The organism is Pelotomaculum sp. FP, from assembly GCF_004369245.1.
Taxonomy (GTDB): domain Bacteria; phylum Bacillota; class Desulfotomaculia; order Desulfotomaculales; family Pelotomaculaceae; genus Pelotomaculum_C; species Pelotomaculum_C schinkii.
Genome location: NZ_QFGB01000026.1, coordinates 15,907 through 38,569 on the forward strand (window position 1 = coordinate 15,907; position 22,663 = coordinate 38,569).

The window sequence follows — 22,663 nt, forward strand, 5'->3', positions numbered from 1 at the left end:
AACCATTGAAAAAGTTCCTGATTTTCATAACAGCAGTCTTAACACTTTGCATGGCCGGATGTACGACGATCCCGGTGCCAACGGCCCACGCCCAGGAGCCCGCACCGGTAACGGTGACAAACCCGGTGACGATTAACCCGCCGTCAATGCCTGCAACCCCCGGCGATATATCCGTGTCAGGCGTAACCGACACAGGGGTAACTATTTCATGGTCCCCTGTGCCAACAGCTTCGCAATACTCAGTTTGGATAAACGGCTCCCGCTGGACCGGGGCGGACGCCCCAGGGGCGACAATCCATGGTCTGCAACCTTACACCCCATATGAGATTTGCGTTACCGCCGCCAATGCAAGCGGCGAAAGCGGCCCTTCTGCTCCCGCCGGTTTTACCACTCTGCCGCCGGTCCCGACCGCTCCGGCAACGCCGACGGTAAGTGTAAATGGCAATACCGCCCTGGTCCAGTGGGAACCCCTGCCGCCTTTCCAATCCATCCATGCTTACAGGGTGTATGTGGACGGGACGCCGCTTGCATACGTCATCCCCCAGGAAGGGATACAGGCCGCCAACCTGACCAATTTATGCGACGGAAACCACATGGTTTCCGTGGCGGGCATAAACGCCAACCGGGAGGGGCCGGCATCAAGCCCGGTCCAGTTCGCCGTGCAGGTGATCCTTGCGCCCGGCGGCCTGCAAATGACAAACCACTCGGCAGACACCCTTTGGCTCCAGTGGAATCCCGTATCAGGCGCGGATAAATATATGATCAGCGTCAACGGGCAAACAGTGGGGGAAACCCGTCAGGCAAGTTACACCCTTGGAGCCCTTCAGGCCGGGCAAAGCCACCAGGTGGAGGTGGCGGCCGTTTTGCCCGACGGGAACCGGTCACAACCGGCAACCATGCAGGCGGAAACTCTTCCCGTCCCGTCTCCAGTAACCAAGGAAGCCCTTGTGCAAGACATATTCAACTACAATGCGGACGCGCTTCCAGGTCTGGTGATGATCTTTGCCGTGGGGGCGTCCTTTGCCCTGGCACGGGCGCTCAAGGAAACCTTCACGCAGAGGTTTTGGCTGATAAGGAGATAGCATGAACACGAAGCGTTCTATATCTTTATTGCTTATATGGTGCATGGTCTTGCTGCCGGTGCCGGCTTTTGCGGAAATAATTTATGCGCCCAGCCCTGGATATGTGTATTCCAATACTCCGAATACAACGGCGACCCAATCGGACTACCTGGATGCCGGTGATGGCGCTGTTGTAACGGCAGCGGAAGTAAAATATCTGATTCAGCCGGGCGATCAGGTGAGAATTAAATGGTACACCGAAACAGGCAGCGTAATAGCAACGGATACCCTCGCCATGAACGGATCGCCGGAGACCGTGTCGCCTCCGGCAAACGCGCACGCAGCCCAGCTTATCTTGGCAACCGGCAGCGCCTCCGGAGGCCGGTGGGCCTGGTGGCGCTCATCCACGAGCAACACCACCGGCAATACTACCATATTCCCCGATCCGGATACTACCGGCGGAGGCGGTGGTACCGTAGACCTCACTCCCGTGGTGAATGAATTACAGACAATCCAGGGACAGATTGCAACCATCCTTGGCAAACTTGACACCATCATAGCGAACGGCGGTGGTGGAACCGGGGGAGACATTGGCGACGTAGTGGCGGCAATCCAAAGCCAAACCAGTGCAATAGGTTCAAAATTTAACGAAGTTACTGGTCAATTAAGCGGTATCAATGGAAAACTTACAACCATCCAAGATCAACTTGATACCTTAGATTCCCATGTGGTTGACGTATATGACTATCTTTCAATTCCAAGGACTTCGGAGCCGTTTAACGTCAGCCTGCCGACAATGACAGTAGATCCTACGCCGCCGCCTATAACAGAGCCGCCTCAACAGCCGTACAAATACAATAAAGAAACGCCGCAAATGCCGCCTTTTACCGATAGTCCGGGGCCTCTTCCGCTAGCGCCGGACCCGACGGTTATGGAGCATGACCCGGCGGCGCAGATAAACCCGCCGGTAGAGGTGGAACAACCGCTGGTTGCCGACCCGGTTGCCAGGGACAACCCGTTACCAACAGATCCGGTAGGTATGGATACGCCACGGCAGCCTGATCCGGTCAATATGCAGCAGCCGGCGAGCCGGGACCCGGTAATAAAAGAAGCGCCGCGCACCCTGGACCCTGTGGCGACAGATCCGCCAATAACCAGGTCCGACCCGATCCAAGCAAGTGAACCTTTGGCTAAGGACAGCCCTTACCAGCGCGCCACGCCAGTTGAACCTGAGCCTCCGAGGTAGGTAATAGTAATGTATGAATTCTTGCAAAACCTGGGTGGAAACATCGTAAACGGCATCAGCCGGATGTTTACCTGGCTCGGCAACTTTATCAATGACCTGTGGAATGGCTTTAAGACCTTTATCGCCTTAATATTTCAGCCCATCCTAATCTTTTTTCAAGGCATATGGTACTTAATCACCAAGTGCTTTGATATGGTCGTTTTGTCCGTTCAGGTTGTCTTTGGATTGTTTAAAGTCGTCCTATCGGTAATTGCCGGTATTTTTCATACCTTTGCAGGGCTTCTGGGCTTCTCTGGCAACACGGATTATTATTACATGCCTGCGGCATATCAACAGGGTTACGACGGTGTGTCCAATTTTTTAAGACAAACCGGACTTTCCACGATAGCTTTGATTTTAATGGTGTTCGTATGGATCATGACTGCTTATGCCCTTATCAGAATCGCCGGTGGGCAGCGTTGAGAAGAATAATTGTTTTGTCGCTCTTACTTACCTTGGAATGTCTTATGAAACGAGGTCGTACGGTGTGTTTCAAAGAATAGTTGATACGTTTTTTAACCCTGTAATCGAAGTGTTGGTGGCGGCGCGCGACCGTCTGGACTATATCTCTATGGTTGCCGCCCGTGGGTTAAGCCTTGATTATTTTCTTGGACCGGTATCAATGCTTGGTCCGGAGTGGCGGGCGTTGATAAGTTCTGTTGTTGCCAGCGCCTTCCTTTTAATCACGGTGCTGGTGGCCCGGAAAGGATATGGGATTTACCTTTCCTTGAAGGAGGGGGTTAAGTGGTGGTAAATAAAAAAGTTCTCTTAATAACTTTACTATCTATCCTTATCTTATTAGTGATATTTAAGCCGTGGGAAGTACACGCCCAGGGCGTTACTAAAGTTGCTGATTTACCGATGGGTGTAATTGATGCATGTAGTGCTCTCGGTGACGACGGCAACATTTATGTTTTTGGCGGGTTGTCCGGAGTATCAGGAAGTAAAAGCTCCAAAGTAATAAAATTTAATCCAATCGACAAATCTGTAACTATTGCAGCCGACATGGGGGATGGATTTGAAGGAGGGTGGGCAGTAAATTACAATGGGAAAATATATGTTGGCGGCGGTTATTATGGGAACCAACCGACAAGTAAAGTTTTTATTTTTGATCCGGCAAATAATAGTATAAGCAGCGTATTCTCTCCTTCTTCAATGAATGTGTATTGTGATAGTGGGCATGGAAATATACATGCTTTTGTGGGTAACGGCTACATATATGATTTCTGGGGAAAAAGATTAAGCACATATCAAGCTACTATAAAACAGTATGATCCGATTGATAATACAGTGACAACAATTAGTAGCCCATCTACCGTTATTTATTATTCTTTAGCCAGCAATGAAGGTATGGCTTATATTGCTGGATATTACGATAACTCAGCAACTGATACGGGTATCCTTGTTTTCAATCCGGCATCCAATACACTCACAAAAGCAGCTGATTTTCCATATATGGCTGGTATGTCGGCATCTTTTGGAGCTGATCGTATGCTTTATTTTATTGGTGGAAAAAAGATAACTACTCCAGGCGAGTTAAAAGCGGAAATTATTCAGTATGATCCCGTTAACAATACTGTAGTCACTGCTGGGAGTTTGCCTGCTCCGCTTGCCAATGCCACTGCTACCCTGGCAAATAATGGTAAGATTTATGTCTTTGGCGGCTCAAAAAGCCTTCAACTTGGTGATGCTACTACAGATATACTGGAAATAGATCCTGCTACTCTGACAGCGCCGCCGGGCGACTTTACCTTGTCAGGCGCTCTGGATAAATATAGTGCTGTTTTAACGTGGACTGTTTCCTCAAATGCAACCAGTTATATCCTTGAAAGGTCTGCTGATGGGATGAATTTTAACCAAATAACAGAGACACACGAGAATTCTTACACCGATGCCGACTTGTCCCCCGGAACATATTATTACCGGGTAACAGCTCAGAATGATTTTGGCAACATGGTTTCCAATACCGTCATTATAAACGTTCAGCAACTTGCCCCTGAAACTCCTACCTTGTCAGTCACTTTAGAGGGCGCCGATGCTGATCTGTTTTGGACACCGGTAACAGGAGCCACGAATTACATCCTTGAAAAGTCTACGGATGGAACGAGCTTTACCGTTCTGGCAGAGACCAGCGGTACCTCCTACACCGATCCAAGCCTGCCGCCGGGCGCATACTACTACCGGGTTAGCGCCGGTAATGACAACGGAGTATCAACGCCGTCCAATATTGTGTCTGTAACGGTCCAACCGCCGACCCCGGAAAGGTTTTGGGTATACTGGCCGACCGGAGGCCGGTATGTGGAAGTTGATTGGGGCAGAGGGACTGTGGACCTGTCGGGGGATATGGTCCGGCTCTGGCGGGTGGATAGTCAGTCCGGAATTTGGATGAACGTGAAGGATATTTCTGAGCAAGAGAAGGACAGCTTCACGTGGCTGGATACCAACGTGACTTCCGGTTTGAATTACATGTACCAGGTCAGGGTTTATGAGCCGGCTACTTGGAGTTGGAGAATTGCTGCGGAGTCTGATTGGGCGGCGCAGGACCGGCCCTTTCTGGCTCCTGGAGGGTTACGTGTTGCTTATACTAGTGACACCGAGGCAACCGTTTACTGGACGGCAGTTAATGGGGCGTCACCCTATCAGGTACAAATTAGCACGGACGGGGGGAGCACTTGGCAGAGCTCCACTGTAGGAGGCCCGTCGGTGACCGTTCCCCGCCCTTGTATGGTTCGGGTAATGGCCGGTACCCATGCACGCAGCCAGTGGTCAGGGATTTTGAGGGTGAATGATTAAGTGTGTTCCGTAGGAGTTAGGAAAGTATGTTTTACAAGAGCACACACGGTCATTTTCACGGTTTGACGGCGGCCTGCCGTCAGATTTTTCATTGGATTTCTACCCAGTTGCAGGTTGTGCCAATGCGGGTAATCAATCCCCACCACCATATGCTGCTTGTCGTCGAAACCGACGTTTTCTAAGTTGTCCAGATAACCCGAAATATGCTCCAGCTGGTAGGGGGAAACCATGTCGGCGGTCACGTCGGCACAATATCTTTGACAAGGGCTTGCATGCGGGCGTCCGGCTCGTCGATTTTGTAAGACACCAGGGTAGCGTTGGCGCGGTCAGCTTATCCGGACTGCGGAGCATCTGCGCCAGCGTTGATAATGATAGAATATTATTCTATAAAATATTGGGAAAATATGCTATAATATGTTGTGATATATCAAAGGAGGCATGGTATATGCCAGTAAAAAAGAAGACTACAGTAAATCTTGATGCTTTAATTACGCGTGAGGATTTTGAAGCATCTGATGAGACTATGAATACAGCAAGCAAAATCTCTACTCTTTCTGTAAATGATCTCAAAGAAGGTAGCGGCTTGTTTCTTGCGTCTGTTAGAAAGCCAGACTTCCAGCGCGAGACAGCGGATTGGGGTATAGATAAAGTAGTTAGATTTATCACAAGTTTTGTTAATGGAGAATTTATACCCGCTGTTATTCTATGGAGAAGTCAGGCCGGACTAATATTTGTGATTGATGGTTCCCATAGGTTGAGTTCTCTGATCGCGTGGGTAAATGATGATTATGGTGACGGACAGTTTTCACTAGATGTATTTGATGGAGATGTCCCGGAAGAACAACGGATTATTGCCAAGAAAGCACGCGAGAGGATTAACTCACAAATTGGGCCATATTTAGATTATTATAAAGCATTAACCGCTAAACACCCTGACCCAGAAATAATAGTCAAAGCTAGAAATTTAGCATCTAGAGCACTTCAAATTCAGTGGATTGATGGTGATGTAAAGACAGCGGAGCGTTCTTTTTTCAATATTAACCAGCAGGCGGCTCCAATTGACCCAACTGAATTAAAACTACTACAAAAAAGAAAAACTCCCAACTGCATTGCAGCTAGGTCAATTGTAAAAGCAGGAAAGGGACACAAATATTGGCACAATTTCTCGAAAGAAAATCAGGAAGCAATAGAATCTATATCTGAAACTATACACGACCTTCTATTTGAGCCTGGAATAGTTCGCCCCATCAAGACCCTTGACTTGCCGATTTGTGATAAAAGCAATAATTTTCTTACTTTAGTTTATGACTATATTAGATTTATCAATGTTGGCGATAGTGAAAAAAACGATGAAGATGGTACAAAAACAATTGAGTGCTTAAAAAAGGCAGAGAGAATTGCTCGGTTGTTTAGTAGTACAAGTCCCGGTTCATATGGTCTCCATCCAATTTTATATTGCTATTCTAACCGTGGAAATTTTAGACCGTCCTCGTTTTATGGTGCCATAGAATTTGTGAAAACAATTACAGATAAACCACCCAAGCTAAAACTTTTCATTAAGAATAGAAAAGCATTTGAGACTTTCATTTTTGAAAACGATGCGATAATTAAAAAGATGATTGATACTATTCGACGCGGACTTCAAAGCGCGAAGCATATTTCAGAGTACTACTTTACAGTTTTAGAGTTGCTTGACCAAGGAATGAGTAATGTCGATGTCATAAACGCATTGGTTAAAAATGATAAATACAAAAAAGTTGTAACAAACATTCCAAACAGTGATTTGGAAATTACATCCCCAGTATTTAGCTCCAGCAGTAAGAGCGAAGTGTTTATTCGAGAAGCAGTAAAAAATGCACCTAAATGCTCCATATGTGGGGGAATTTTACATAATCGCTCTATTACTGTTGACCATATACTGCGGAAGCGTGAAGGTGGATTGGGAATAGCAGATAATGGACAATTGGCACATCCTTATTGCAATACTGGTGTTAAGAATTAAATGAGAGGTTTGCTACTGGTAAATAGGGTCACCAGTTTTATAATTGGGGTGACCCTATTTTGTTTTGTGGAAAAGGGCAAGCGAGGCCCTAAGACGGATAATCCCAAACCATACCTATCCAATTTTTCGTGAACACCTTAATTACTTCTTCACCTTACTATGCACGGTTATAACCTTCCAGTACTTCACAATCAGTTTCAATTATACGTTTTTAATTAATATTGACCTCTAAATTTAACATTTCGCCTAAATACTGAATAAACGAAGTTTCGCTTATCTGTATAAAAGATAAAATCGACATTCGAGTTAATGACTGGAATTATTCTTCCAATTTCATGCAATTGCAAATATCATAATGAAAAAATTCTTCAGACGAGCTACGTTTCATTCTAAGCGGGCTTATTTTTTAGGATAGGTAAATTGTATTCCACGTCAAATAAAGGGCCTTACAATTAATCCTGTGAAGCCGTTTTTCCCCCATGGAAAGCAAAAATCTATGGGGTTATTTTTTTTGCAAAAATACTTCAGATAATGTTCATTGTGGAGAGTTATTAGGTACGGGATAATTTTATTGGAGGTGTAATTCATGGTCTTTGAGTTTTTTTTCCAGGCGACATTCGGGATTGCCGCCGGCATTGGTGCAGCTGTTCTTTTGGTGTTGTGGGTGTATAACCGTTTTATTGGCGGTATAGGGAAAGGCGGTAAGAGATGTTAGGTTTGATAAAAAAGAAAGAAGAAGGCACGGGGGATATTGTGATCCTGATCTCTGAGCGTGAGATCAGGCAAATGGAAGTGGAAAGCGAGAATGAGCAAGCGATATACGCAGGCGGCCTGACCCTGCCCCGTGCAGATGCGGAGGTAAGGTATTTCCCGGCCGGCGGCAGGGCGTTTGTGTATGGCTTTACCCAGCAGTATTTAGCTGAAACTGAGAATATCACAAGCCTTGAGAAAAGTACTGTCCTGAGAAATCTGTTTGATTATGGAGCGACGTCTAAACTTGCCAACATTCAATTTTACGTTATGATTGCGGCACTTATCATTACAGTTTTCTTACTCCGGAATTAAGGGAAGGTGAGATTATGAGCGAACAAGGGGTTAATGAACAGGGGCGTTCCCTACAAGATATTATGTCAGGAGAATTGTTCTCCTCTTCTAAAGGTGATCTAGTTGAAACCCTACGATTTATGGAAAAGCACGGGACGCCAATTTCAGAACGTCAGGTTGCTGCAGTAGGACTCTTGCGCTCACTCCAGGGACGCCGCAAGTCAAAAGATTATGAACCAATCATCCAGGTTATGACTGGTATGGCTAAAGATATTACACCTCCGGGGGTATTTACAGAAGTAATTGAGAAGATGACCTTGGGCGGCTATGTTACTGGCAAGATTCCGCTCCGGAAAGTGTTCGGTGGTGATAAGTAATGTATGTTTGGGTGTTTCAGGGCAACCTTGGAGAAGGAAAGACCTTCGGCATGTCGGTGCTGGCGCATTATTTTGCGGCCAAGGCCCAGCGGTCAGGGCTGCCGGTTGATATTTATGCCAATTATGGACTCAAGGGAGCAAAACCGCTTGTCAATTACAAGGACTTTTACGACGTGGCAAAGTCCTCCAACAGTATTTGCTTGATGGATGAAGCGCATGTCAACCTGGACAGCCGGCTTTTCCATAAAGGCTCAAATATCTACATGACCCAATTTTTCTTCTACCTCCGGAAACTTCATTCCAGTCTTTATATGACCACTCCGAATATAAGAAACCTGGACTCCCGGATCAGGCTGCTTACAAATATTTTGGTGGTCTGTCGCCGGAATCCCGGCGGATTCGTATATGAAATATATGATTTTCAGGCGGAAAAGCTATTGTCCCGCAAATTCCTGCCCAAATACATAGCCAATGAAATATTTGCGGCCGGCATGTATGATACCGATGCGATTATACGAAACGTGGAATTCCCCGGTAGCGAACGGGAGTTTGACAGGTTCCTCACTAAAGTAATTCAGATCAGGGATGGGCTTGATGCCCAGGAAGGTCGGGAGGATGATAGCATTGCCTAAAATAGTCTATCCGGACAAACCGGAATGGGGACCCCTTGAAAAAGTTGTAGGAGAAAAATGCAAGAACTTTATGTTTATGGGAATGGTGGCGATTGGGGAGATATGGGTTTTCCTGTACAAGCATGTGGACACCCGCCGGTATCTGAATCTTGACGGCATGAGCAGAGCATACGCATCTACAAATGGAAAGTATTCTCCTGTTGAGATTGAACAAGCTCTTGAATGGGTGTTCGCATAATACCTGCGTGTAATATGCCTTAGGCGCGGAATATGGCCGGAACCGGAACGAAACAATGCCGATTCTCGGCCTTGGTATCTCAGCAAAATGACTTCGCATAATGCGGGAAGGAGTATCAATGCAGGACTTTCTTAACACACTGACCATCTCCACCGCCAAGGCTTACAAAGAGGATCTAACTGACTTTTACCGGTGGTTCGAAGGTTCCAATGGTCAAGTAGTATCCCCGGAGTTGGTCACGAATGTGGATCTGCGAGAGTATCAATCACACATGATGGCTGTCCGGGGTCTGAAGCCTGCCACCATAAACCGACGCATTGCTGCTATTCGAGCCTGGTTGCGATGGGAGAAGGAATGCGGCCATATAGAGGACCTGCCCCGGTTCCCAAGGCGGGCTGCTGAACCAAGGGGAGCGCCGAAAGCGCTTAGCAAAGTGGAGGAGGCCCGTTTCCTCCGGGCAGTAGAAAGGGCGGGGAATCCCAGAGATAATGCTTTGGTTGCTCTAATGCTTTACGACGGCCTTCGGGTTGGTGAAACAATCCGAATCCAGGTCGGTGAAGTGGAAATGAGTGAGCGGAAAGGGCGGGTGGTGGTCCGGGCCGGGAAGGGGATGAAGCGGCGGGAGGTTCCCCTGGGGGCAGAAGCACGGGCCATGGTTGGTCCCTGGTTGTCTTTGGCAACCGGTAAATGGGTTTTCCCCGGTCAAAAGGGGGGGCACCTTAGCACTCGGGCTGCCCAGGACGTGATCAGGAAATACGCATACCTGGCGCACCTGGAAGGGGTTACCCCTCATGTGCTCCGGCATACCTTTGCCACACGGTTACTCCGGTCGGGAAAAGATATTGTGGTTGTGGCAACGCTCTTAGGTCATTCCCGGTTGGATACAACAGCCCGTTATACCAAGCCGGGATGGACGGATCTTGAAAGAGCAGTAGAAAACGAATAGTGGAGGTGATTAAACTGGGGTTGCCACCAGTAAACAAGCGAATAAGAGTAGATTGGCCGTCTGTGACTAAACAAAACAAGGGTTTATTTGTGGTTGAGAAAGACTATCAGTTTCCAGGCGGGTTTTATGTGCGGCATAAAAACACCCCATATTATTTAACAGGCAGCAGGCACGACATAGAACTTATGATTGAGAATGCCCTGGCTGCCCTGGAAATGAACACAGGTCCAATCATATTAGCCACTGAAGAAGAAGCCGAAATAATGGCTGCAATGACTCGGCCGGTCATGGAACTGTTGGATACACAACTGCTGGGGACTAAAGGATGGTACCAAAATCTTTTATGGGGGATACTGAATTCTGTTACGGTTCACCCGCGAGCAATGTCCATAAGGATAAACGGAGGATAAACAATGTTTCGGAAGGACTGCCCCCAATGCGGTAACAGTAGTTTTAGCGCTGCCGGCTCCGGTGCAACATGGATTTGTCCTTATTGCGGATTGGAATTAATTAAAGAGCCATTAAAAAATACGGATGGTTCACCCGTCAAATTTAATGATTTGGATCCGGTGGAGAAGAATAACCGGAAATATGATTAAATCTCATAAAGTATCAACTTTAATTGAAAGTTATACCATGTATATTGTGGTGAAGGGCGGTGCTAGGCCGCCCTCCCTAAATTATTCCTTGCTTCAATGCCACCATTTTATCTGCCAATATCCATAAAGCCTTATTTAATTTGACGTTACTATCTATGCCCTGCACAGCCCTAGTGGACGTGCGTTTACCTGTTGCTGTTCTGCCCCTTAAGCCACCCTTCATAATATTTTCCTGCACCCGGTTAAAGCTGCTCCACAAATCATCTTTTTTATCGTCCCAGCGGCGAGGGGTAAGTAACTGATGCGCCGTTATTGGTGCATCGTCCGGATCATCATATTTCAGGGATAAGGCCGCTTCTGCAAATACTTCCGATTCTTCCGGCAATAGAAGCGTTGACTTCATTCCGTCGATGGAATTTCTAACCGTGTCAAAGCCGTCAACTATGGTGTAAGCGGCGTCAATAACATCGTGAACCACATTACCCCTGTGCGGTACTCTTATATCTTCCATGACATCACCGCACACCATGCCGTTTTGGCAGACAAACCTGAACACCCCGGCCATCATTTGATATGAACTTGTTCCGTCGTGGCTATTAATAAGAACGATCTCGTTGGCTTCCTCGTCGGCAATACTGTTTTCGTGGCGAAGCCTGAGCATGTGTTTTGTATACTCAGATTTTCCTTCAATCCGACTGCGGGACTGCGCTACCATGAATGGTAAAAACCCTTCTTTTTTTAGGCCATTAAGAACCTCTATTGTTGGAATATAGGTATAGCGGCTTGTTCTGGATTCGTGTGGCTGCTCTGCAAAGATACTGGGCGCAATTCTAAAAAGTTGGTTGTTATCTAGCGGTGTATTTTGCCTGTAAGAGATGCTGTTGCTGCCAAAAGTTGTTGATAATCTGGACACTGTTTCAAGCTCCTTTCTGTTGGGTTGTTCTCCCTTTCTTAATTTCAGTGTACACCGTAATTAAATTACTGTCAACACCGAAATTAAAAATTTAATGGATTATTTTTCGGGAAAATAAAAAACCCTAGAAAATCATCTTTCCAGGGCTTTCTTGCGAACATATTCGCTTGCACTTAGGCCGGCGCTTAGGGCCAGTTCCTTTATTTTTTCCCATTCACCAGGGAGAAATTTTATATTATGAGATTTATATTTTTGGTCAGGTGGCTTCAGCTTGCGGCCAGCGCCACGCGGGTTTCTCTCGGTTTTGTCTCCAGTCATAAAACAACCTCCCTTAAAACAGTATATACAGAAATTAAGTCCAAGTAAATTGATCGAGCAAAAAATTTTTAAAATCGACAAAATCCAACGAAAACTACTATTGACATACGTGTTAATACCGCAGGAATCGAGAATATGACGATAGACAACAGTGCAAGTTATATTGCTTCCTGGTAAAGATGGTGGTACATGCGGCATCACAAGCACAAAATTCGGGGCGTAAAGCCCATAAACGCGGATAACGTTACCACGACGGAGGTAAACTAAATATACGTAGACATAAAAAAGCCTCGCTTTCCGGTGCGGGCCTTTTGTTTTTAACTACCATAATAATGGGACTAACCAGGAACAAACCTTATTAATTCTATGTGTAAATTTTGTATGAATAAGTCGAATTATTTTTAAAGGATCCTTACTTCCACTTTAGAATAGATCTGGATAAATGTCATATTTCTACAAGGGAGGTGGGGCAATGTTTGTAAAGTTCCCGGTGAGGTTGGAAAATGAGCTTGTTATAACTGGTAATGAAGAGCCTTTTGAATTCGATGAAGGACAAAGATTTAATGGTTTTGATGCGGATAATAATAGAATAACTAATATTGTAGGTTTTGATGGAGTCTATTTGCTTAAACAGTGCCCAAATTGTAACAACGTTTATGTTAGTTTAGATTTTGGTCCTGAAGGTCGCTCAGACGGTGACCATGATCGCAGGAGAGACCAGAGTTGGTGTATAATCTGTAGAAGAAACAGGAAATCGTAATAATGATCTAAATGGAGAAACAGAGAGATGATCCTACTAAATGATCTCAAATGATCAAAAATGATCGATTCCCAAGTTTGAAAACCCCACACTAAAGATGTATTATTAGTCTGGGGTGTCAATATTTATGGCAAATAATAAGCTAAAGCCAATTGTTAAATGGGCTGGCGGCAAATCCAGAGTATTAAACCAACTACAAAGATATATTCCAACAAATTTCAACAACTACCATGAGCCCTTTATAGGTGGTGGAGCATTATTCTTTTTTCTCGCACCTGGCTTAATAATGAACAATGCAAAGGCCTATATATCTGACAATATTGAAGAATTGATTAATCTATACATTGCAATAAAGACTAATGTGGAGGAGCTTATAAGTGAAACTAAAAAGCATATTTACGATGAAGAATATTATTACAGAATAAGATCAATTGACCCCAAGGATATGTCTGACATACAAAGGGCATCCAGGATATTATACCTTAATAAAACTTGTTTCAACGGCTTATATAGAGTGAATAGGAAAGGGCAGTTTAATGTTTCGTTTGGAGATTATTGCGACCCGATTATTTGCGATGAAGAGGCGTTGCGAAATGCAAGTGAAGCTTTTAAAAATGCCGAAATATTTGCCGGTGACTTTGAATTGGTCTTAGATAATGCCCGTAAGGGAGATTTTATTTATCTTGATCCACCATATGTACCACTTTCGGCAACATCAAACTTTACGGGCTATACTGCAGGAGCCTTTTGTGCAGCGGACCATCGGCGCTTAAAAAAAGTGTTTGATATATTAAAGAACAGGGGTTGCTATGTGATGCTAAGCAACTCGAACACAGAATTTACTAGGGAGTTATATTCTGATTACAACATTAAGACTATCAATGCAATTAGAGCCATTAATTCAGATGCAACAAAGCGGGGTGCAATCAAAGAACTTGTAATTTTGTCATATCCAGACACAAAAATTGATTTAGCCTCTCAAGCTCTTTAGTAAAGCTTGACCCGCAAACACTTGTTTGCTATAATACCCCTAGAACGCTAGTTCGCGTATAGGGGTATTTTTATGAACATCCGTGAGAACCAAATCTATTCCGCCATTCTCAATTACACCACCGCCAAAGGCTACCCACCGTCCGTCCGGGAGCTTGGTACCCTGGTAGGTCTCAAATCTTCGTCCACAGTCCACCTCTATCTACACAGAATTAAACTTGCCGGTTATATTGACTTTGAGCCTAACCAGGCCCGTACGTTACGTGTGGTGAAATAAGATGGCCGGACCACGCTTTGATTATAACCGACTATCCAACCATGCCCTCCTGGACGCCATAAAAAAGTACACCTCTGAGCACGGTTATTCCCCAACCATCCGTGAACTTGCCAAGATGACCGGTACGGGGGCCTCAACAGTCCATGCCCATCTGAATGGGCTTCTAAGTAGCGGCGGCTATCTTAGGATTGAGCAACCGCGGTGCCGTGTGCTCAGGGTGGTGAAGGACTATGACTAAACTTTACGGATCTCATGTGCAGGTGGAGATTGACGCCCAGCAATTGCCGAAACGTTTTCGCTGGCTCGGACGCTGGCACCGGATCCTGAAATGTGCCAAGCATGAGGTTGAACAACACTGGTGGAGTAAGCTAAGAGATCCGGAACCGGTCCGGTACCGATGCGAGACATATCAGGGGTTGGTGTGCGATTTGTGCTTTGTTATTGAGACGGGCACAGGAAGGTGGGTGCTGGAGAGAGTTTGGGATTAAATTTTCCCCGTTTGATTCAGGGCCAGTCTAGGCTCTTTTCTTATTGCTAAAATTCATTGTACAGATTCTTGCAGGAAAAGATTTTACATTGCCGAAATAAGGAAAAATATGATGGAGGATTGCATAGGGATAATACCATTTTGGTTATATTTGGAATAAGAGGCTCAATTATTTGAGGAGCATTAGTTGCTATAGGGCTAAAATGTTATATAGGGGTTTATATATGGAAGACTCAACAATCGAAATTTTAGGAACTAGCAAAGAAAATATTTGTAAAGAACCCAAAAAGAAGATAGGGCCCTTGGGTTATTTTGTTATTATAGTTAAAGAAATTTTAGCAATTCTGTTTTGGGTATATGTTTTTATAAAGTTATTTGTTTTTGACATTGATGTTTTTCTAGTGGATAATTTTTTGCCAGAATATGCTTGGTTTTTAAAGTATAAATTTTTTATCTTAATCGGGATAATTGCATTAATTTGGTTGTTTACAAAAAACAAAACCATCCTCTCCTGGGCATTTTATGTGTTTTTCTATCCAATAATAATTTTATTTTGGAAAATTCCATTCTTTATTTTCAAACAAAAAAGTTGGGTTCTAGCGTTTGCGATCACAAATTCAATTATTTCTTTTCTTAGATCAATGAAATATAGCTTCATTATATCTGCTCTCTATTTGGTATCGCTTGCAGTTATCTTTAATTCTTCTCTAAAAATATTTCTCTGGTCTGCAACAGTAATGATTTTTGGGATCGTCTTGGTAACATATATCTATAGACTTATTTTAATATTTAAACCAGTTGGTGAATTTCATGTGTATATAACAATATTATCGAAATTCAAGGAAAGTGGATACTCAACTTTGGCATTAGATAGCAGTATAAGAAATTTACCAGTTGAAAGTCTTGAACAAAAGCAGATTGAAAAATGGACAACAAATCTTCAAACATCAGTATTATTTAATCGTATCTGTTTGTTTGTGGCTAAAAAGTTAAGGGATTATCAAAATAGTGGCTTTAACTTTCTTTATTATGTCCTAACTATTTTAATGCTAATAGTTTTAACGGTATTCTCCTTTGCTGCTATAAATTATGGAATCTTTAGGATTAATAATACTCTTTTTAGCTACCCTGTAACACCAAACTTTTTTACTTTTTTTTACTATAGTTTTAATAATCTTTTATTTAATTCTATTCAGGAGATTGTTCCTGTCTTACCGATTTCACAAACTGTTTCCATGATGGAATCTATGTTTGCTTTATTTCTCGTTGCAATTTTTGTATCCTTATTATTTTCTGTTAGAAGCCAGCGGCACACCGACGAATTAAATAAGATTATTAAAGGAATCGAGCGCCAAGGTGAGGATATGGAGAGCTTTATAAAAGAAGAATATAAAATAAATAGTATTAATGATGCTATGGTTGAACTCGAAAAAATGAAAGCAGGTCTGATTAAATTTATTTATAAGATTACTGAAAGCCTCCGATATTGACCATGGGTTAGAATGGAAAGAGGGAGGAATATTCGGCGCGGCATGGTGTTGGAGATTTTATCCGATGATAAGCGGTTTAAATTATACTGCAACCGGTACTGCAACCCAAAGTAAAAATTGCAGTACAAAACAGTATGGAATAAAATAGCAATAACTTGAAACCCTTTGTATATCTGCATTTCAGGACCAGCAAGGTAAGGCTAGAATACACGATAACTCACTCGTAATGAGCAGGTTTTTTGTATAGCCACTGGCGAATAAAAACAGAGGGAATTTTATAATACCTCTTCTGTTAATTTGCAATATTTACGAGGACTAAGTTCCACGGCTTTATGACAAATCCGGGTGTCGCCTCCAGAAGCGAATTATCCCAGTAATACCAAGGGATTCAGGGCTGTCAGCTTATTGAAAACTGACAGTTTTTTGTTTTTTTACGACAGAGGACTGACAATAAAGTCCTCTGTCGTAGAGAGAGAAGTCTCTGCCGTACGTGTAAAGTCCTTTCTAGGACGCTGGGGATAAAAGCCTTGATGTTGGTAAAATTTTAATAATTTAACTATTCACTTGCGAACAACGAAATGGAGAAGGGCCGCTGTGGACACAGAGGCTGTCTCCGGAGAATAAATTATTTCTGTTCTTTCTCACCTAGTGGCAGGAATATGCCTCCCCCAAACCAGGGCCAAAAACCGGGACGGCCGAACCATGGCCAGAACCATGGCCAAAATCCAGGTCCAAATCCAGGTCCAAATCCAGGTCCAAATCCAGGTCCGACCCCTGGTCCGAATCCAGGAGCAAATTGTTGACTGTGAACGTTGTCAATCCAACCGGGCAGGCTATGAACATTACCTAGTACATTAACGTTACCTGCTGTTTCTGTATAACCTCTAAACATTGTTGGAAAATAATTGTAATACATATTATATCCCTCCTATGATAACATAATATGGAAATTAGACTGGGGTTGTGTCAGGCTTTTATACAACAGCGGTTGTTGAGAAGTTTTTCAATCCCTGGAAAAACAAAAAGTTCCGGGTACTATTCCGGGAAGGTAATTCCCCCTGGCTATCAGCGGCTTCCTTTTTAAATAGAGTTGTTAATATTTTTTCTGCTAAAAGAGCGCCGAGCAGAATCTACTCGACGTCTTTAAAATATTGTTGATTATGTTATGATTAGTTGTAAACAAAAAACTGATTGGAGATAATACTTCCGTTTATGGATACAACTTGGAAAAAGAACATCATACTTTTTTTGTTTAGCCAGACCGTATCGCTCTTTGGATCGTCCCTGGTTCAATACGCCATTATGTGGTATATTACGTTAATAACACAGTCGGGTGTAATGATGACGATAGCCATTGTTTGCGGTTTCCTGCCTACCTTTTTTCTTTCTCCGTTTGCGGGGGTATGGGCCGACCGCTATAACCGGAAAGCGCTTATCATGCTGGCAGATTCTTTTATTGCCATGGCGACGCTTGTTTTAGCCATATTGTTTCTCATGGGCTACAATATGCTATGGCTGCTATTTGTGATTTCAGCCGTACGCGCGCTCGGGACAGCAATTCAAATGCCGGCGATAGGAGCCTTTCTTCCCCAACTTGTGCCGGAGGACAAGCTTACCAAGGTGAACGCGACAAACAGCAGCATACAGTCATTCGTTATGCTGGTATCCCCGATGCTTAGCGGCGCACTGCTCACGATGTCTACCATTGAGGCAATATTTTTCATAGATGTTGTTACGGCAGCCATAGCGGTTTTGACATTGCTTTTGTTTTTGCATGTGCCGGTTCATGCAAAAGCCCTGGAAAAGCAGACAACAAGCTATTTCGACGATATGAGTCAAGGATTCGCCTATATCAAAAACCATGCCTATGTTAAAAACTTCTTTTTGTTTTGCGCAGTCTTCTTTGTATTGGCCGCACCCGCCGCATTTTTAACGCCGCTGCAGGTCACACGTAGTTTTGGCAGCGATGTTTGGCGGCTAACGGCAATTGAAATCACCTTTTCTGTCGGTATGATGGGGGGCGGTATCATCATGGCTTCCTGGGGTGGTTTCAAGAACAAGGTCCATACAATGACGCTGGCAAGCCTTATTTTTGGAGCCTGTACCTTTGCACTCGGGGTTGTTCCCGATTTTTGGATATATTTGATTTTCATGCTCATAGTTGGCATAGCTATGCCTATCTTTAATGTGCCCTCTACAGTTTTATTACAGGAGAAAGTAGAGGTGGATTATCTGGGCAGAGTATTTGGTGTTTTAGGGATGATTTCAAGCGTTATGATGCCGCTGGGAATGCTTGTGTTCGGACCATTAGCTGACATCATAAAAATAGAATGGTTACTTATGGGAACAGGCTTGCTTCTCTTTACTCAAGGCTTTTTCCTGATAGGCAATAAAGTGTTAATTGAGGCTGGTAAACCAATCTTAAATCCTGAACAGTAACTACATAGCTAGTTTATCAGATAAGGTAACTGGCTTGCTTTTAAATTCGGCTGAATCATTGTTTCTTCTTACAGTATAACTTTCATTCTTAATTTTGTACCTCACTATATGAGAGCATTATCAGCAGCGATAGTAAAAATAATCACTTATAGTAAATTGAAATGATATAATATTGAAGTATTGAAAAGCCCAAAGGCAAGGAGGATGGATTTAAAGTGAAAAAATGGTTGCTCCCGGTTGGTATTATTGTCATCCTGGTTATCATTCTAAGCTCCGGCTACAATAATCTGGTCAAGCTCTCCGAAGGAGTTAACAGCAGTTGGAGCCAGGTGCAAAACCAGCTGCAGCGCAGAGCCGATTTGATCCCGAATCTGGTACAGACAGTGAAGGGCTATGCGGCGCATGAACAAGAAATTTTTACGCAGGTTGCGGAAGCAAGAGCAAAATTGGCGGGAGCTGCGTCTGTGGGAGAGGCGGCCCAGGCGGATCAGGCTTTAAACTCCGCTTTGGGAAGATTATTGGCGATCGCTGAAAACTATCCGCAGTTGAAAGCGGATGCCAACTTCCGGGCCTTACAGGATGAGCTTGCCGGTACGGAAAACCGTGTCGCTACAGCTCGCATGGATTATAACAATGCCGTGCAGGCTTATAACACCAAAATCAAGGTTTTCCCCACGTCGCTTTATGCCGGTATCTTTGGCTTTGGGCCAAAGGATTACTTCCAGGCGGCTGAAAACGCCAACACTGTGCCAAACGTTGATTTCTCCAAATAAAGTTAGTAAAAGGAAGGGGATGAAACCACATGAAGAGGGTAGCCCTCCTTGTTGTGTTGACCTTTTTGATGCTGGCGGTGGTTTCTCCCATAGCGGCGGCCGCTCCTACTGTCCCTCAGCCCAGCAGTCAGTTTTATGTCCTGGACCAGGCCAATGTTCTTGATGATAGTACGGAACAAACCATTGTTCAAACTTCTGCTGCGCTGGCGCAAAAAACAAAGGCGCAAATCGTTGTTGTCACCATAAACAGTCTCAATGAAACAGCGCCTGAGGAATATGCGCTGGCAATTTTGCGAGATTGGGGGATTGGGGATAAGAACCTGAACAATGGGCTGCTGATACTTATGTCTCCAGTAGAACCGGTTTGCCGGATTGAAGTCGGTTATGGATTGGAGGGCGTCTTGCCGGATGCCAAGACAGGCCAGATTCAGGATACGTATATGCTCCCGTATTTCCAAAATAACGACTACAATAAGGGGATCCTGAATGGTTATCGCGCGATCGTCCAGGAAGTGGCCAAGGAGTATCAAGTAACTCTGGAGACAGGCTCGCCACAACCGCTGGCGGATTCACCAGCAACCCGGTCTTCTTTGCCAACATGGGCTAAAATTTTGATCGGCATTATGATCATCTTGCTGCTTTATTTAGACCAGCGCTTCCTTAACGGGTTTATTCTCGGTATGATTTTAGGTACGCTCTTGCGGGGAAGAGGCGGCGGTGGTGGTTTTGGCGGTGGCGGAGGTTCAGGTGGAGGCGGGGGCAGCACAAGAAGATGGTAGTGGAGTTAATGGAAGGCAATAGCCGGCAGAAACGGTATTGCCTTCTTTTTTATTGAATAATATAAGAAAGCTTGCTATACGTAGCACACGTGAATTAACAGCAGTTAACTGTGTTCAGCCGGTTCGCCAAACAGCACAAAGAAACTATAATAAACGCCGTCATCAGCGCCCGTGGTATAGAAAACATCTTGCAGCACTATTCTAAGCCTGTAGCCGTTGTTTGCAGCATCCAAAGTCATTGACTCTGGGGGCAGGGCTTTTTTAGGCGCGTTTCCGGCTTTAGACAGGGAGTTAGTGAAGTCGTACAACCCGGTGCCAACCAGCTCGACTCCCTCCTGGTTTTTTACCGATACCTTCACCTCTTGAGACGATATGCGTTCCACTACAAGTCCATATTTGTGATTACGGACCTGGAAATCAATAGTTTTACTGTCATGTACTTTCATATCCTTGTGGGAACTCGTATTCATGATCAGATCATATCCACTAATGCTCAACGGTTTTTGCATATCAAGGCTGGCACTAAAGTATTGAGAAGCACTTCTATCGGCATCATAAGCCGGCTCAAAACCAAACGTGCTCTTCATTTTATCATTTCGCATTTTAAAATCAGCAGGCAGCCAATTAATGTATTGCAGGTAATTACGTCTTTCCAAATAATTAAGGATGCTGGTGGTTTCCAGTCTTAATTCCAATGGTACGTCTTCCTTAGGGATTATTTCTCCGTCCACCAGTACACCTTCTGCATAGAGCATGTTTTCGAGGCGCGTAATCTGGGAAACGCGGGATACGGTAAAGACATCCACAGGCGGTATCACTGAGAATATGGCAAACCCGGCCGCCAGCAAGGCGATTATACCGTTTTTGGTAACCGGCTTGAAACTCAGAATAATACCACAAACTAACGAAAACACGCCAAAAAGGATTACATAATAGCGTGATTCAGTGACACCGTAGGCATTCAGCCGGATGTATACTGAGATAAGCTGCATGACCACCATCAAAATAAGCGCCTTAGGGAAAACTTTGCGATAAGCAGTGGCAAAGCGATTTTCCAAAAGGCTGGCCAGAATAAATACCAGCAGTCCAGCGGCCGAATAGGCGAGGATCATAGGCCCCAGCTGTCCGGAAGGCCATTGCAAGGTAAATAAGATTTTCACAAAATAAGCGACCAGGACCAGGCTGTAAGCTGAAACCAGAGGGATTGCGATATATGATATTAGAACTTCAAACGGGCGGGGGCAGCTCGCAGCCTGCCGCGCATAGGACTGCTCGCCTTCATCAGACGAATTGAAGTGAGGCAGCAACGATAGATAGTACAAAGTAGCAAAGAATATCCATATAAAGGCCAGAGTATAAGGATATGCATCCCGGTTTACACTGAAAAGCAGTGTGTCAATTGCGGCGATGATACTGCAGCAGCCGGCAGACAGTACGGCTGCATATAATACCGAGGTAAATGCCATTTTGAAGTGAGTCAGGGCAATGCCATTAAAATCGGCTTTGCTTCTAAATGAGGGTTCCCATATAAAGGTGCAGAACATGGCAAAAACAGCCACGAAGGTGCGGGCTGTAACCGCATAGGTTATGCTTGGAACAGGTAAAATAATTAAATAATAGCCCAAAATCAGCAGTGCTGAGATTAGATACACAGCCACCCGCATCTGCTGCAAGCGCATAAAACGCTCACAGCAAAATTGTGCGGCCACTCCCAGAAAAGCTCCTAACAAGAAGGTGAACATGAGTTTTTGGATAAATAGCCCGGGGTCTTTATGCAGAGAAATCATGTACCATACTAGTATAGTTGAGCAGCCAAGACAAAAGACCGTTAAAGGGAAACGTGAAACAGCCTTAAACAACCCTCTGGTGGTAGCTCTAATGGTCTCAGTAAAACGGTTCATAAGAACCTCCTGTTCCATTGTTTAATTGCTTAATTATTCATTCATATGGGCAATGTTGTCAAGCAGAAGTATGACTTACTATAGTCCACCAGCAGGCTAAAATTGGCTTCATTGCTTCGAGAAGCTACTTAGCAGGTGTTGTTGTGATAGTTAACTGAGTGGGTAGCCAGGTTCTCCGACTTGTATTGTCAGCGTTTTGGTTACAGCTGACCATTCTGTGGTTAAAAATGGTTGAACCACCGGGTCACAGACAGGGATCATCAACTCGCCTTAAGCAGTCTGGCCGGTATAGTGACAGATCCTGTACATTATTATGACTTTATTAATGCTTAGAAGGTTCAGCCCATGTTTTGCTAACCGTAAATCTATATACATTGTTATTACGGTTCCTTTTTTGGGTGGCCTGGTTCTCCTCCGCCAGGAACACAAGTCCATCAGCCAGGAGTTGAAAATGAAATAAAATCTCCGGGACGGGACCCGGAGATTAATGTTTGCCCGGCATGTCTGCCGAGGCGATGTGTTGAAAGAAACCCTGTCACCTGACCAGCGGGAAGACAAC

The 22,663-nt window shown here is 44.4% G+C and carries 28 protein-coding genes; 23 read left to right on the forward strand and 5 right to left on the reverse strand.

The genetic code is table 11. The features are described from left to right. The first annotated feature begins 5 nt into the window (after positions 1–5). The 5 genes from Psfp_RS11525 to Psfp_RS11545 all read left to right on the forward strand — a co-directional run bounded on the left by Psfp_RS11525 (position 6) and on the right by Psfp_RS11545 (position 5,139). Positions 6–1,082: a fibronectin type III domain-containing protein gene (locus Psfp_RS11525; RefSeq protein ID WP_134218691.1), complete on the forward strand. Its 1,077-nt coding sequence runs from the start codon at positions 6–8 to the stop codon at positions 1,080–1,082. 1 nt (position 1,083) lies between these two features. Next, positions 1,084–2,307 (forward strand): hypothetical protein, encoded by a 1,224-nt coding sequence (locus tag Psfp_RS11530; RefSeq protein ID WP_134218692.1) that lies wholly within the window; start codon positions 1,084–1,086, stop codon positions 2,305–2,307. A gap of 9 nt (positions 2,308–2,316) precedes the next feature. Further along, positions 2,317–2,769: a hypothetical protein gene (locus Psfp_RS11535; RefSeq protein WP_134218693.1), complete on the forward strand. Its 453-nt coding sequence runs from the start codon at positions 2,317–2,319 to the stop codon at positions 2,767–2,769. Positions 2,770–2,833: 64 nt separating this feature from the next. Further along, a complete protein-coding gene (locus Psfp_RS11540; protein ID WP_134218694.1) occupies positions 2,834–3,100 on the forward strand; it encodes a hypothetical protein in 267 nt (88 codons plus the stop codon). After that, positions 3,094–5,139: a kelch repeat-containing protein gene (locus Psfp_RS11545; protein WP_134218695.1), complete on the forward strand. Its 2,046-nt coding sequence runs from the start codon at positions 3,094–3,096 to the stop codon at positions 5,137–5,139. The genes Psfp_RS11540 and Psfp_RS11545 overlap by 7 nt, the downstream gene beginning before the upstream one ends. Here Psfp_RS11545 and Psfp_RS21310 read toward each other — a convergent pair. Further along, the gene (locus Psfp_RS21310; RefSeq protein WP_153189523.1) at positions 5,136–5,381 is read right to left on the reverse strand and encodes a hypothetical protein; all 246 of its coding nucleotides are present in this window, start codon (positions 5,379–5,381) and stop codon (positions 5,136–5,138) included. The two genes, Psfp_RS11545 and Psfp_RS21310, sit on opposite strands and share 4 nt — an antisense overlap. A gap of 203 nt (positions 5,382–5,584) precedes the next feature. On the opposite strand from Psfp_RS21310, the gene Psfp_RS11550 reads away from it, so the two are divergent. From Psfp_RS11550 to Psfp_RS11585, 9 genes are all read left to right on the forward strand, one after another. Continuing rightward, a complete protein-coding gene (locus tag Psfp_RS11550) occupies positions 5,585–7,141 on the forward strand; it encodes a DUF262 domain-containing protein (protein WP_134218696.1) in 1,557 nt (518 codons plus the stop codon). Positions 7,142–7,727: 586 nt separating this feature from the next. Continuing rightward, positions 7,728–7,856, forward strand: a complete 129-nt coding sequence (locus tag Psfp_RS22515; RefSeq protein ID WP_282434340.1) for a hypothetical protein — start codon at positions 7,728–7,730, stop codon at positions 7,854–7,856. A 2-nt stretch (positions 7,857–7,858) separates the two neighbouring features. Beyond that, complete coding sequence (locus Psfp_RS11555) at positions 7,859–8,206, forward strand: hypothetical protein (RefSeq protein ID WP_243120598.1); 348 nt, start codon at positions 7,859–7,861, stop codon at positions 8,204–8,206. A gap of 14 nt (positions 8,207–8,220) precedes the next feature. Beyond that, the gene (locus Psfp_RS11560) at positions 8,221–8,562 is read left to right on the forward strand and encodes a hypothetical protein (protein WP_134218698.1); all 342 of its coding nucleotides are present in this window, start codon (positions 8,221–8,223) and stop codon (positions 8,560–8,562) included. Continuing rightward, the gene (locus Psfp_RS11565) at positions 8,562–9,194 is read left to right on the forward strand and encodes a hypothetical protein (RefSeq protein ID WP_134218699.1); all 633 of its coding nucleotides are present in this window, start codon (positions 8,562–8,564) and stop codon (positions 9,192–9,194) included. Before Psfp_RS11560 ends, Psfp_RS11565 begins: the two co-directional genes overlap by 1 nt. After that, complete coding sequence (locus tag Psfp_RS11570) at positions 9,187–9,432, forward strand: hypothetical protein (protein WP_134218700.1); 246 nt, start codon at positions 9,187–9,189, stop codon at positions 9,430–9,432. Before Psfp_RS11565 ends, Psfp_RS11570 begins: the two co-directional genes overlap by 8 nt. 118 nt (positions 9,433–9,550) lie before the next feature. Further along, positions 9,551–10,378, forward strand: coding sequence for a tyrosine-type recombinase/integrase (locus Psfp_RS11575; protein ID WP_243120599.1), 828 nt, complete (start codon positions 9,551–9,553; stop codon positions 10,376–10,378). Next, entirely contained in the window at positions 10,378–10,788 is a 411-nt protein-coding gene (locus Psfp_RS11580; RefSeq protein WP_192895395.1) for a hypothetical protein, read from the forward strand. Before Psfp_RS11575 ends, Psfp_RS11580 begins: the two co-directional genes overlap by 1 nt. 3 nt (positions 10,789–10,791) lie before the next feature. Further along, positions 10,792–10,977 carry a hypothetical protein gene (locus Psfp_RS11585; RefSeq protein ID WP_134218703.1) on the forward strand — a complete coding sequence of 62 codons (186 nt, stop codon included), beginning with the start codon at positions 10,792–10,794 and terminating at the stop codon, positions 10,975–10,977. A 76-nt stretch (positions 10,978–11,053) separates the two neighbouring features. Here the strand turns inward: Psfp_RS11585 and Psfp_RS11590 are convergent, their stop codons facing one another. Together Psfp_RS11590 and Psfp_RS11595 are read right to left on the reverse strand one after the other, a co-directional pair. After that, on the reverse strand, positions 11,054–11,890 hold the full coding sequence (locus Psfp_RS11590) for a DUF932 domain-containing protein (RefSeq protein ID WP_134218704.1): 837 nt from the start codon (positions 11,888–11,890) through the stop codon (positions 11,054–11,056). A gap of 132 nt (positions 11,891–12,022) precedes the next feature. Beyond that, positions 12,023–12,208, reverse strand: a complete 186-nt coding sequence (locus tag Psfp_RS11595; protein WP_134218705.1) for a hypothetical protein — start codon at positions 12,206–12,208, stop codon at positions 12,023–12,025. Positions 12,209–12,680: 472 nt separating this feature from the next. Here Psfp_RS11595 and Psfp_RS11600 point away from each other — a divergent pair, with 472 nt between their 5' ends. The 6 genes from Psfp_RS11600 to Psfp_RS11625 all read left to right on the forward strand — a co-directional run bounded on the left by Psfp_RS11600 (position 12,681) and on the right by Psfp_RS11625 (position 16,212). Further along, complete coding sequence (locus Psfp_RS11600) at positions 12,681–12,968, forward strand: hypothetical protein (RefSeq protein ID WP_134218706.1); 288 nt, start codon at positions 12,681–12,683, stop codon at positions 12,966–12,968. A 127-nt stretch (positions 12,969–13,095) separates the two neighbouring features. Further along, positions 13,096–13,959, forward strand: a complete 864-nt coding sequence (locus Psfp_RS11605) for a DNA adenine methylase (protein WP_134218707.1) — start codon at positions 13,096–13,098, stop codon at positions 13,957–13,959. A gap of 72 nt (positions 13,960–14,031) precedes the next feature. After that, entirely contained in the window at positions 14,032–14,235 is a 204-nt protein-coding gene (locus Psfp_RS11610; protein ID WP_134218708.1) for a transcriptional regulator, read from the forward strand. 1 nt (position 14,236) lies between these two features. Continuing rightward, positions 14,237–14,473, forward strand: a complete 237-nt coding sequence (locus Psfp_RS11615) for a helix-turn-helix domain-containing protein (protein WP_134218709.1) — start codon at positions 14,237–14,239, stop codon at positions 14,471–14,473. Next, positions 14,466–14,723 carry a DUF6504 family protein gene (locus tag Psfp_RS11620; RefSeq protein WP_134218710.1) on the forward strand — a complete coding sequence of 86 codons (258 nt, stop codon included), beginning with the start codon at positions 14,466–14,468 and terminating at the stop codon, positions 14,721–14,723. Before Psfp_RS11615 ends, Psfp_RS11620 begins: the two co-directional genes overlap by 8 nt. A gap of 223 nt (positions 14,724–14,946) precedes the next feature. Continuing rightward, positions 14,947–16,212 (forward strand): hypothetical protein, encoded by a 1,266-nt coding sequence (locus Psfp_RS11625; RefSeq protein ID WP_134218711.1) that lies wholly within the window; start codon positions 14,947–14,949, stop codon positions 16,210–16,212. 645 nt (positions 16,213–16,857) lie between these two features. On the opposite strand, the gene Psfp_RS21700 is transcribed toward Psfp_RS11625, so the two are convergent. Then, positions 16,858–17,007 (reverse strand): hypothetical protein, encoded by a 150-nt coding sequence (locus Psfp_RS21700; protein WP_192895396.1) that lies wholly within the window; start codon positions 17,005–17,007, stop codon positions 16,858–16,860. Positions 17,008–17,424: 417 nt separating this feature from the next. Between Psfp_RS21700 and Psfp_RS11635 the strand changes: the two genes are divergently transcribed. The 3 genes from Psfp_RS11635 to Psfp_RS11645 all read left to right on the forward strand — a co-directional run bounded on the left by Psfp_RS11635 (position 17,425) and on the right by Psfp_RS11645 (position 20,203). Then, entirely contained in the window at positions 17,425–18,651 is a 1,227-nt protein-coding gene (locus Psfp_RS11635) for an MFS transporter (protein ID WP_134218712.1), read from the forward strand. A gap of 215 nt (positions 18,652–18,866) precedes the next feature. After that, the gene (locus tag Psfp_RS11640; protein WP_134218713.1) at positions 18,867–19,424 is read left to right on the forward strand and encodes a LemA family protein; all 558 of its coding nucleotides are present in this window, start codon (positions 18,867–18,869) and stop codon (positions 19,422–19,424) included. Between the two features lie 29 nt (positions 19,425–19,453). Next, positions 19,454–20,203 carry a TPM domain-containing protein gene (locus Psfp_RS11645; protein WP_134218714.1) on the forward strand — a complete coding sequence of 250 codons (750 nt, stop codon included), beginning with the start codon at positions 19,454–19,456 and terminating at the stop codon, positions 20,201–20,203. Positions 20,204–20,307: 104 nt separating this feature from the next. Here the strand turns inward: Psfp_RS11645 and Psfp_RS11650 are convergent, their stop codons facing one another. Further along, positions 20,308–22,104: a DUF4153 domain-containing protein gene (locus Psfp_RS11650; RefSeq protein ID WP_134218715.1), complete on the reverse strand. Its 1,797-nt coding sequence runs from the start codon at positions 22,102–22,104 to the stop codon at positions 20,308–20,310. Positions 22,105–22,663 lie beyond the last annotated feature (559 nt).

Coding starts and splice junctions, on each gene's coding strand:
- Psfp_RS11560 (WP_134218698.1), top strand. CDS start 8,221: ATGAGCGAACAAGGGGTTAATGAACAGGGGCGTTCCCTACAAGATATT.
- Psfp_RS11530 (WP_134218692.1), top strand. CDS start 1,084: ATGAACACGAAGCGTTCTATATCTTTATTGCTTATATGGTGCATGGTC.
- Psfp_RS11645 (WP_134218714.1), top strand. CDS start 19,454: ATGAAGAGGGTAGCCCTCCTTGTTGTGTTGACCTTTTTGATGCTGGCG.
- Psfp_RS11585 (WP_134218703.1), top strand. CDS start 10,792: ATGTTTCGGAAGGACTGCCCCCAATGCGGTAACAGTAGTTTTAGCGCT.
- Psfp_RS11565 (WP_134218699.1), top strand. CDS start 8,562: ATGTATGTTTGGGTGTTTCAGGGCAACCTTGGAGAAGGAAAGACCTTC.
- Psfp_RS11650 (WP_134218715.1), bottom strand. CDS start 22,104: ATGAACCGTTTTACTGAGACCATTAGAGCTACCACCAGAGGGTTGTTT.
- Psfp_RS11575 (WP_243120599.1), top strand. CDS start 9,551: ATGCAGGACTTTCTTAACACACTGACCATCTCCACCGCCAAGGCTTAC.
- Psfp_RS11600 (WP_134218706.1), top strand. CDS start 12,681: ATGTTTGTAAAGTTCCCGGTGAGGTTGGAAAATGAGCTTGTTATAACT.
- Psfp_RS11605 (WP_134218707.1), top strand. CDS start 13,096: ATGGCAAATAATAAGCTAAAGCCAATTGTTAAATGGGCTGGCGGCAAA.
- Psfp_RS11620 (WP_134218710.1), top strand. CDS start 14,466: ATGACTAAACTTTACGGATCTCATGTGCAGGTGGAGATTGACGCCCAG.
- Psfp_RS11635 (WP_134218712.1), top strand. CDS start 17,425: ATGGATACAACTTGGAAAAAGAACATCATACTTTTTTTGTTTAGCCAG.
- Psfp_RS11535 (WP_134218693.1), top strand. CDS start 2,317: ATGTATGAATTCTTGCAAAACCTGGGTGGAAACATCGTAAACGGCATC.
- Psfp_RS11610 (WP_134218708.1), top strand. CDS start 14,032: ATGAACATCCGTGAGAACCAAATCTATTCCGCCATTCTCAATTACACC.
- Psfp_RS22515 (WP_282434340.1), top strand. CDS start 7,728: ATGGTCTTTGAGTTTTTTTTCCAGGCGACATTCGGGATTGCCGCCGGC.
- Psfp_RS11615 (WP_134218709.1), top strand. CDS start 14,237: ATGGCCGGACCACGCTTTGATTATAACCGACTATCCAACCATGCCCTC.
- Psfp_RS11625 (WP_134218711.1), top strand. CDS start 14,947: ATGGAAGACTCAACAATCGAAATTTTAGGAACTAGCAAAGAAAATATT.
- Psfp_RS11595 (WP_134218705.1), bottom strand. CDS start 12,208: ATGACTGGAGACAAAACCGAGAGAAACCCGCGTGGCGCTGGCCGCAAG.
- Psfp_RS11550 (WP_134218696.1), top strand. CDS start 5,585: ATGCCAGTAAAAAAGAAGACTACAGTAAATCTTGATGCTTTAATTACG.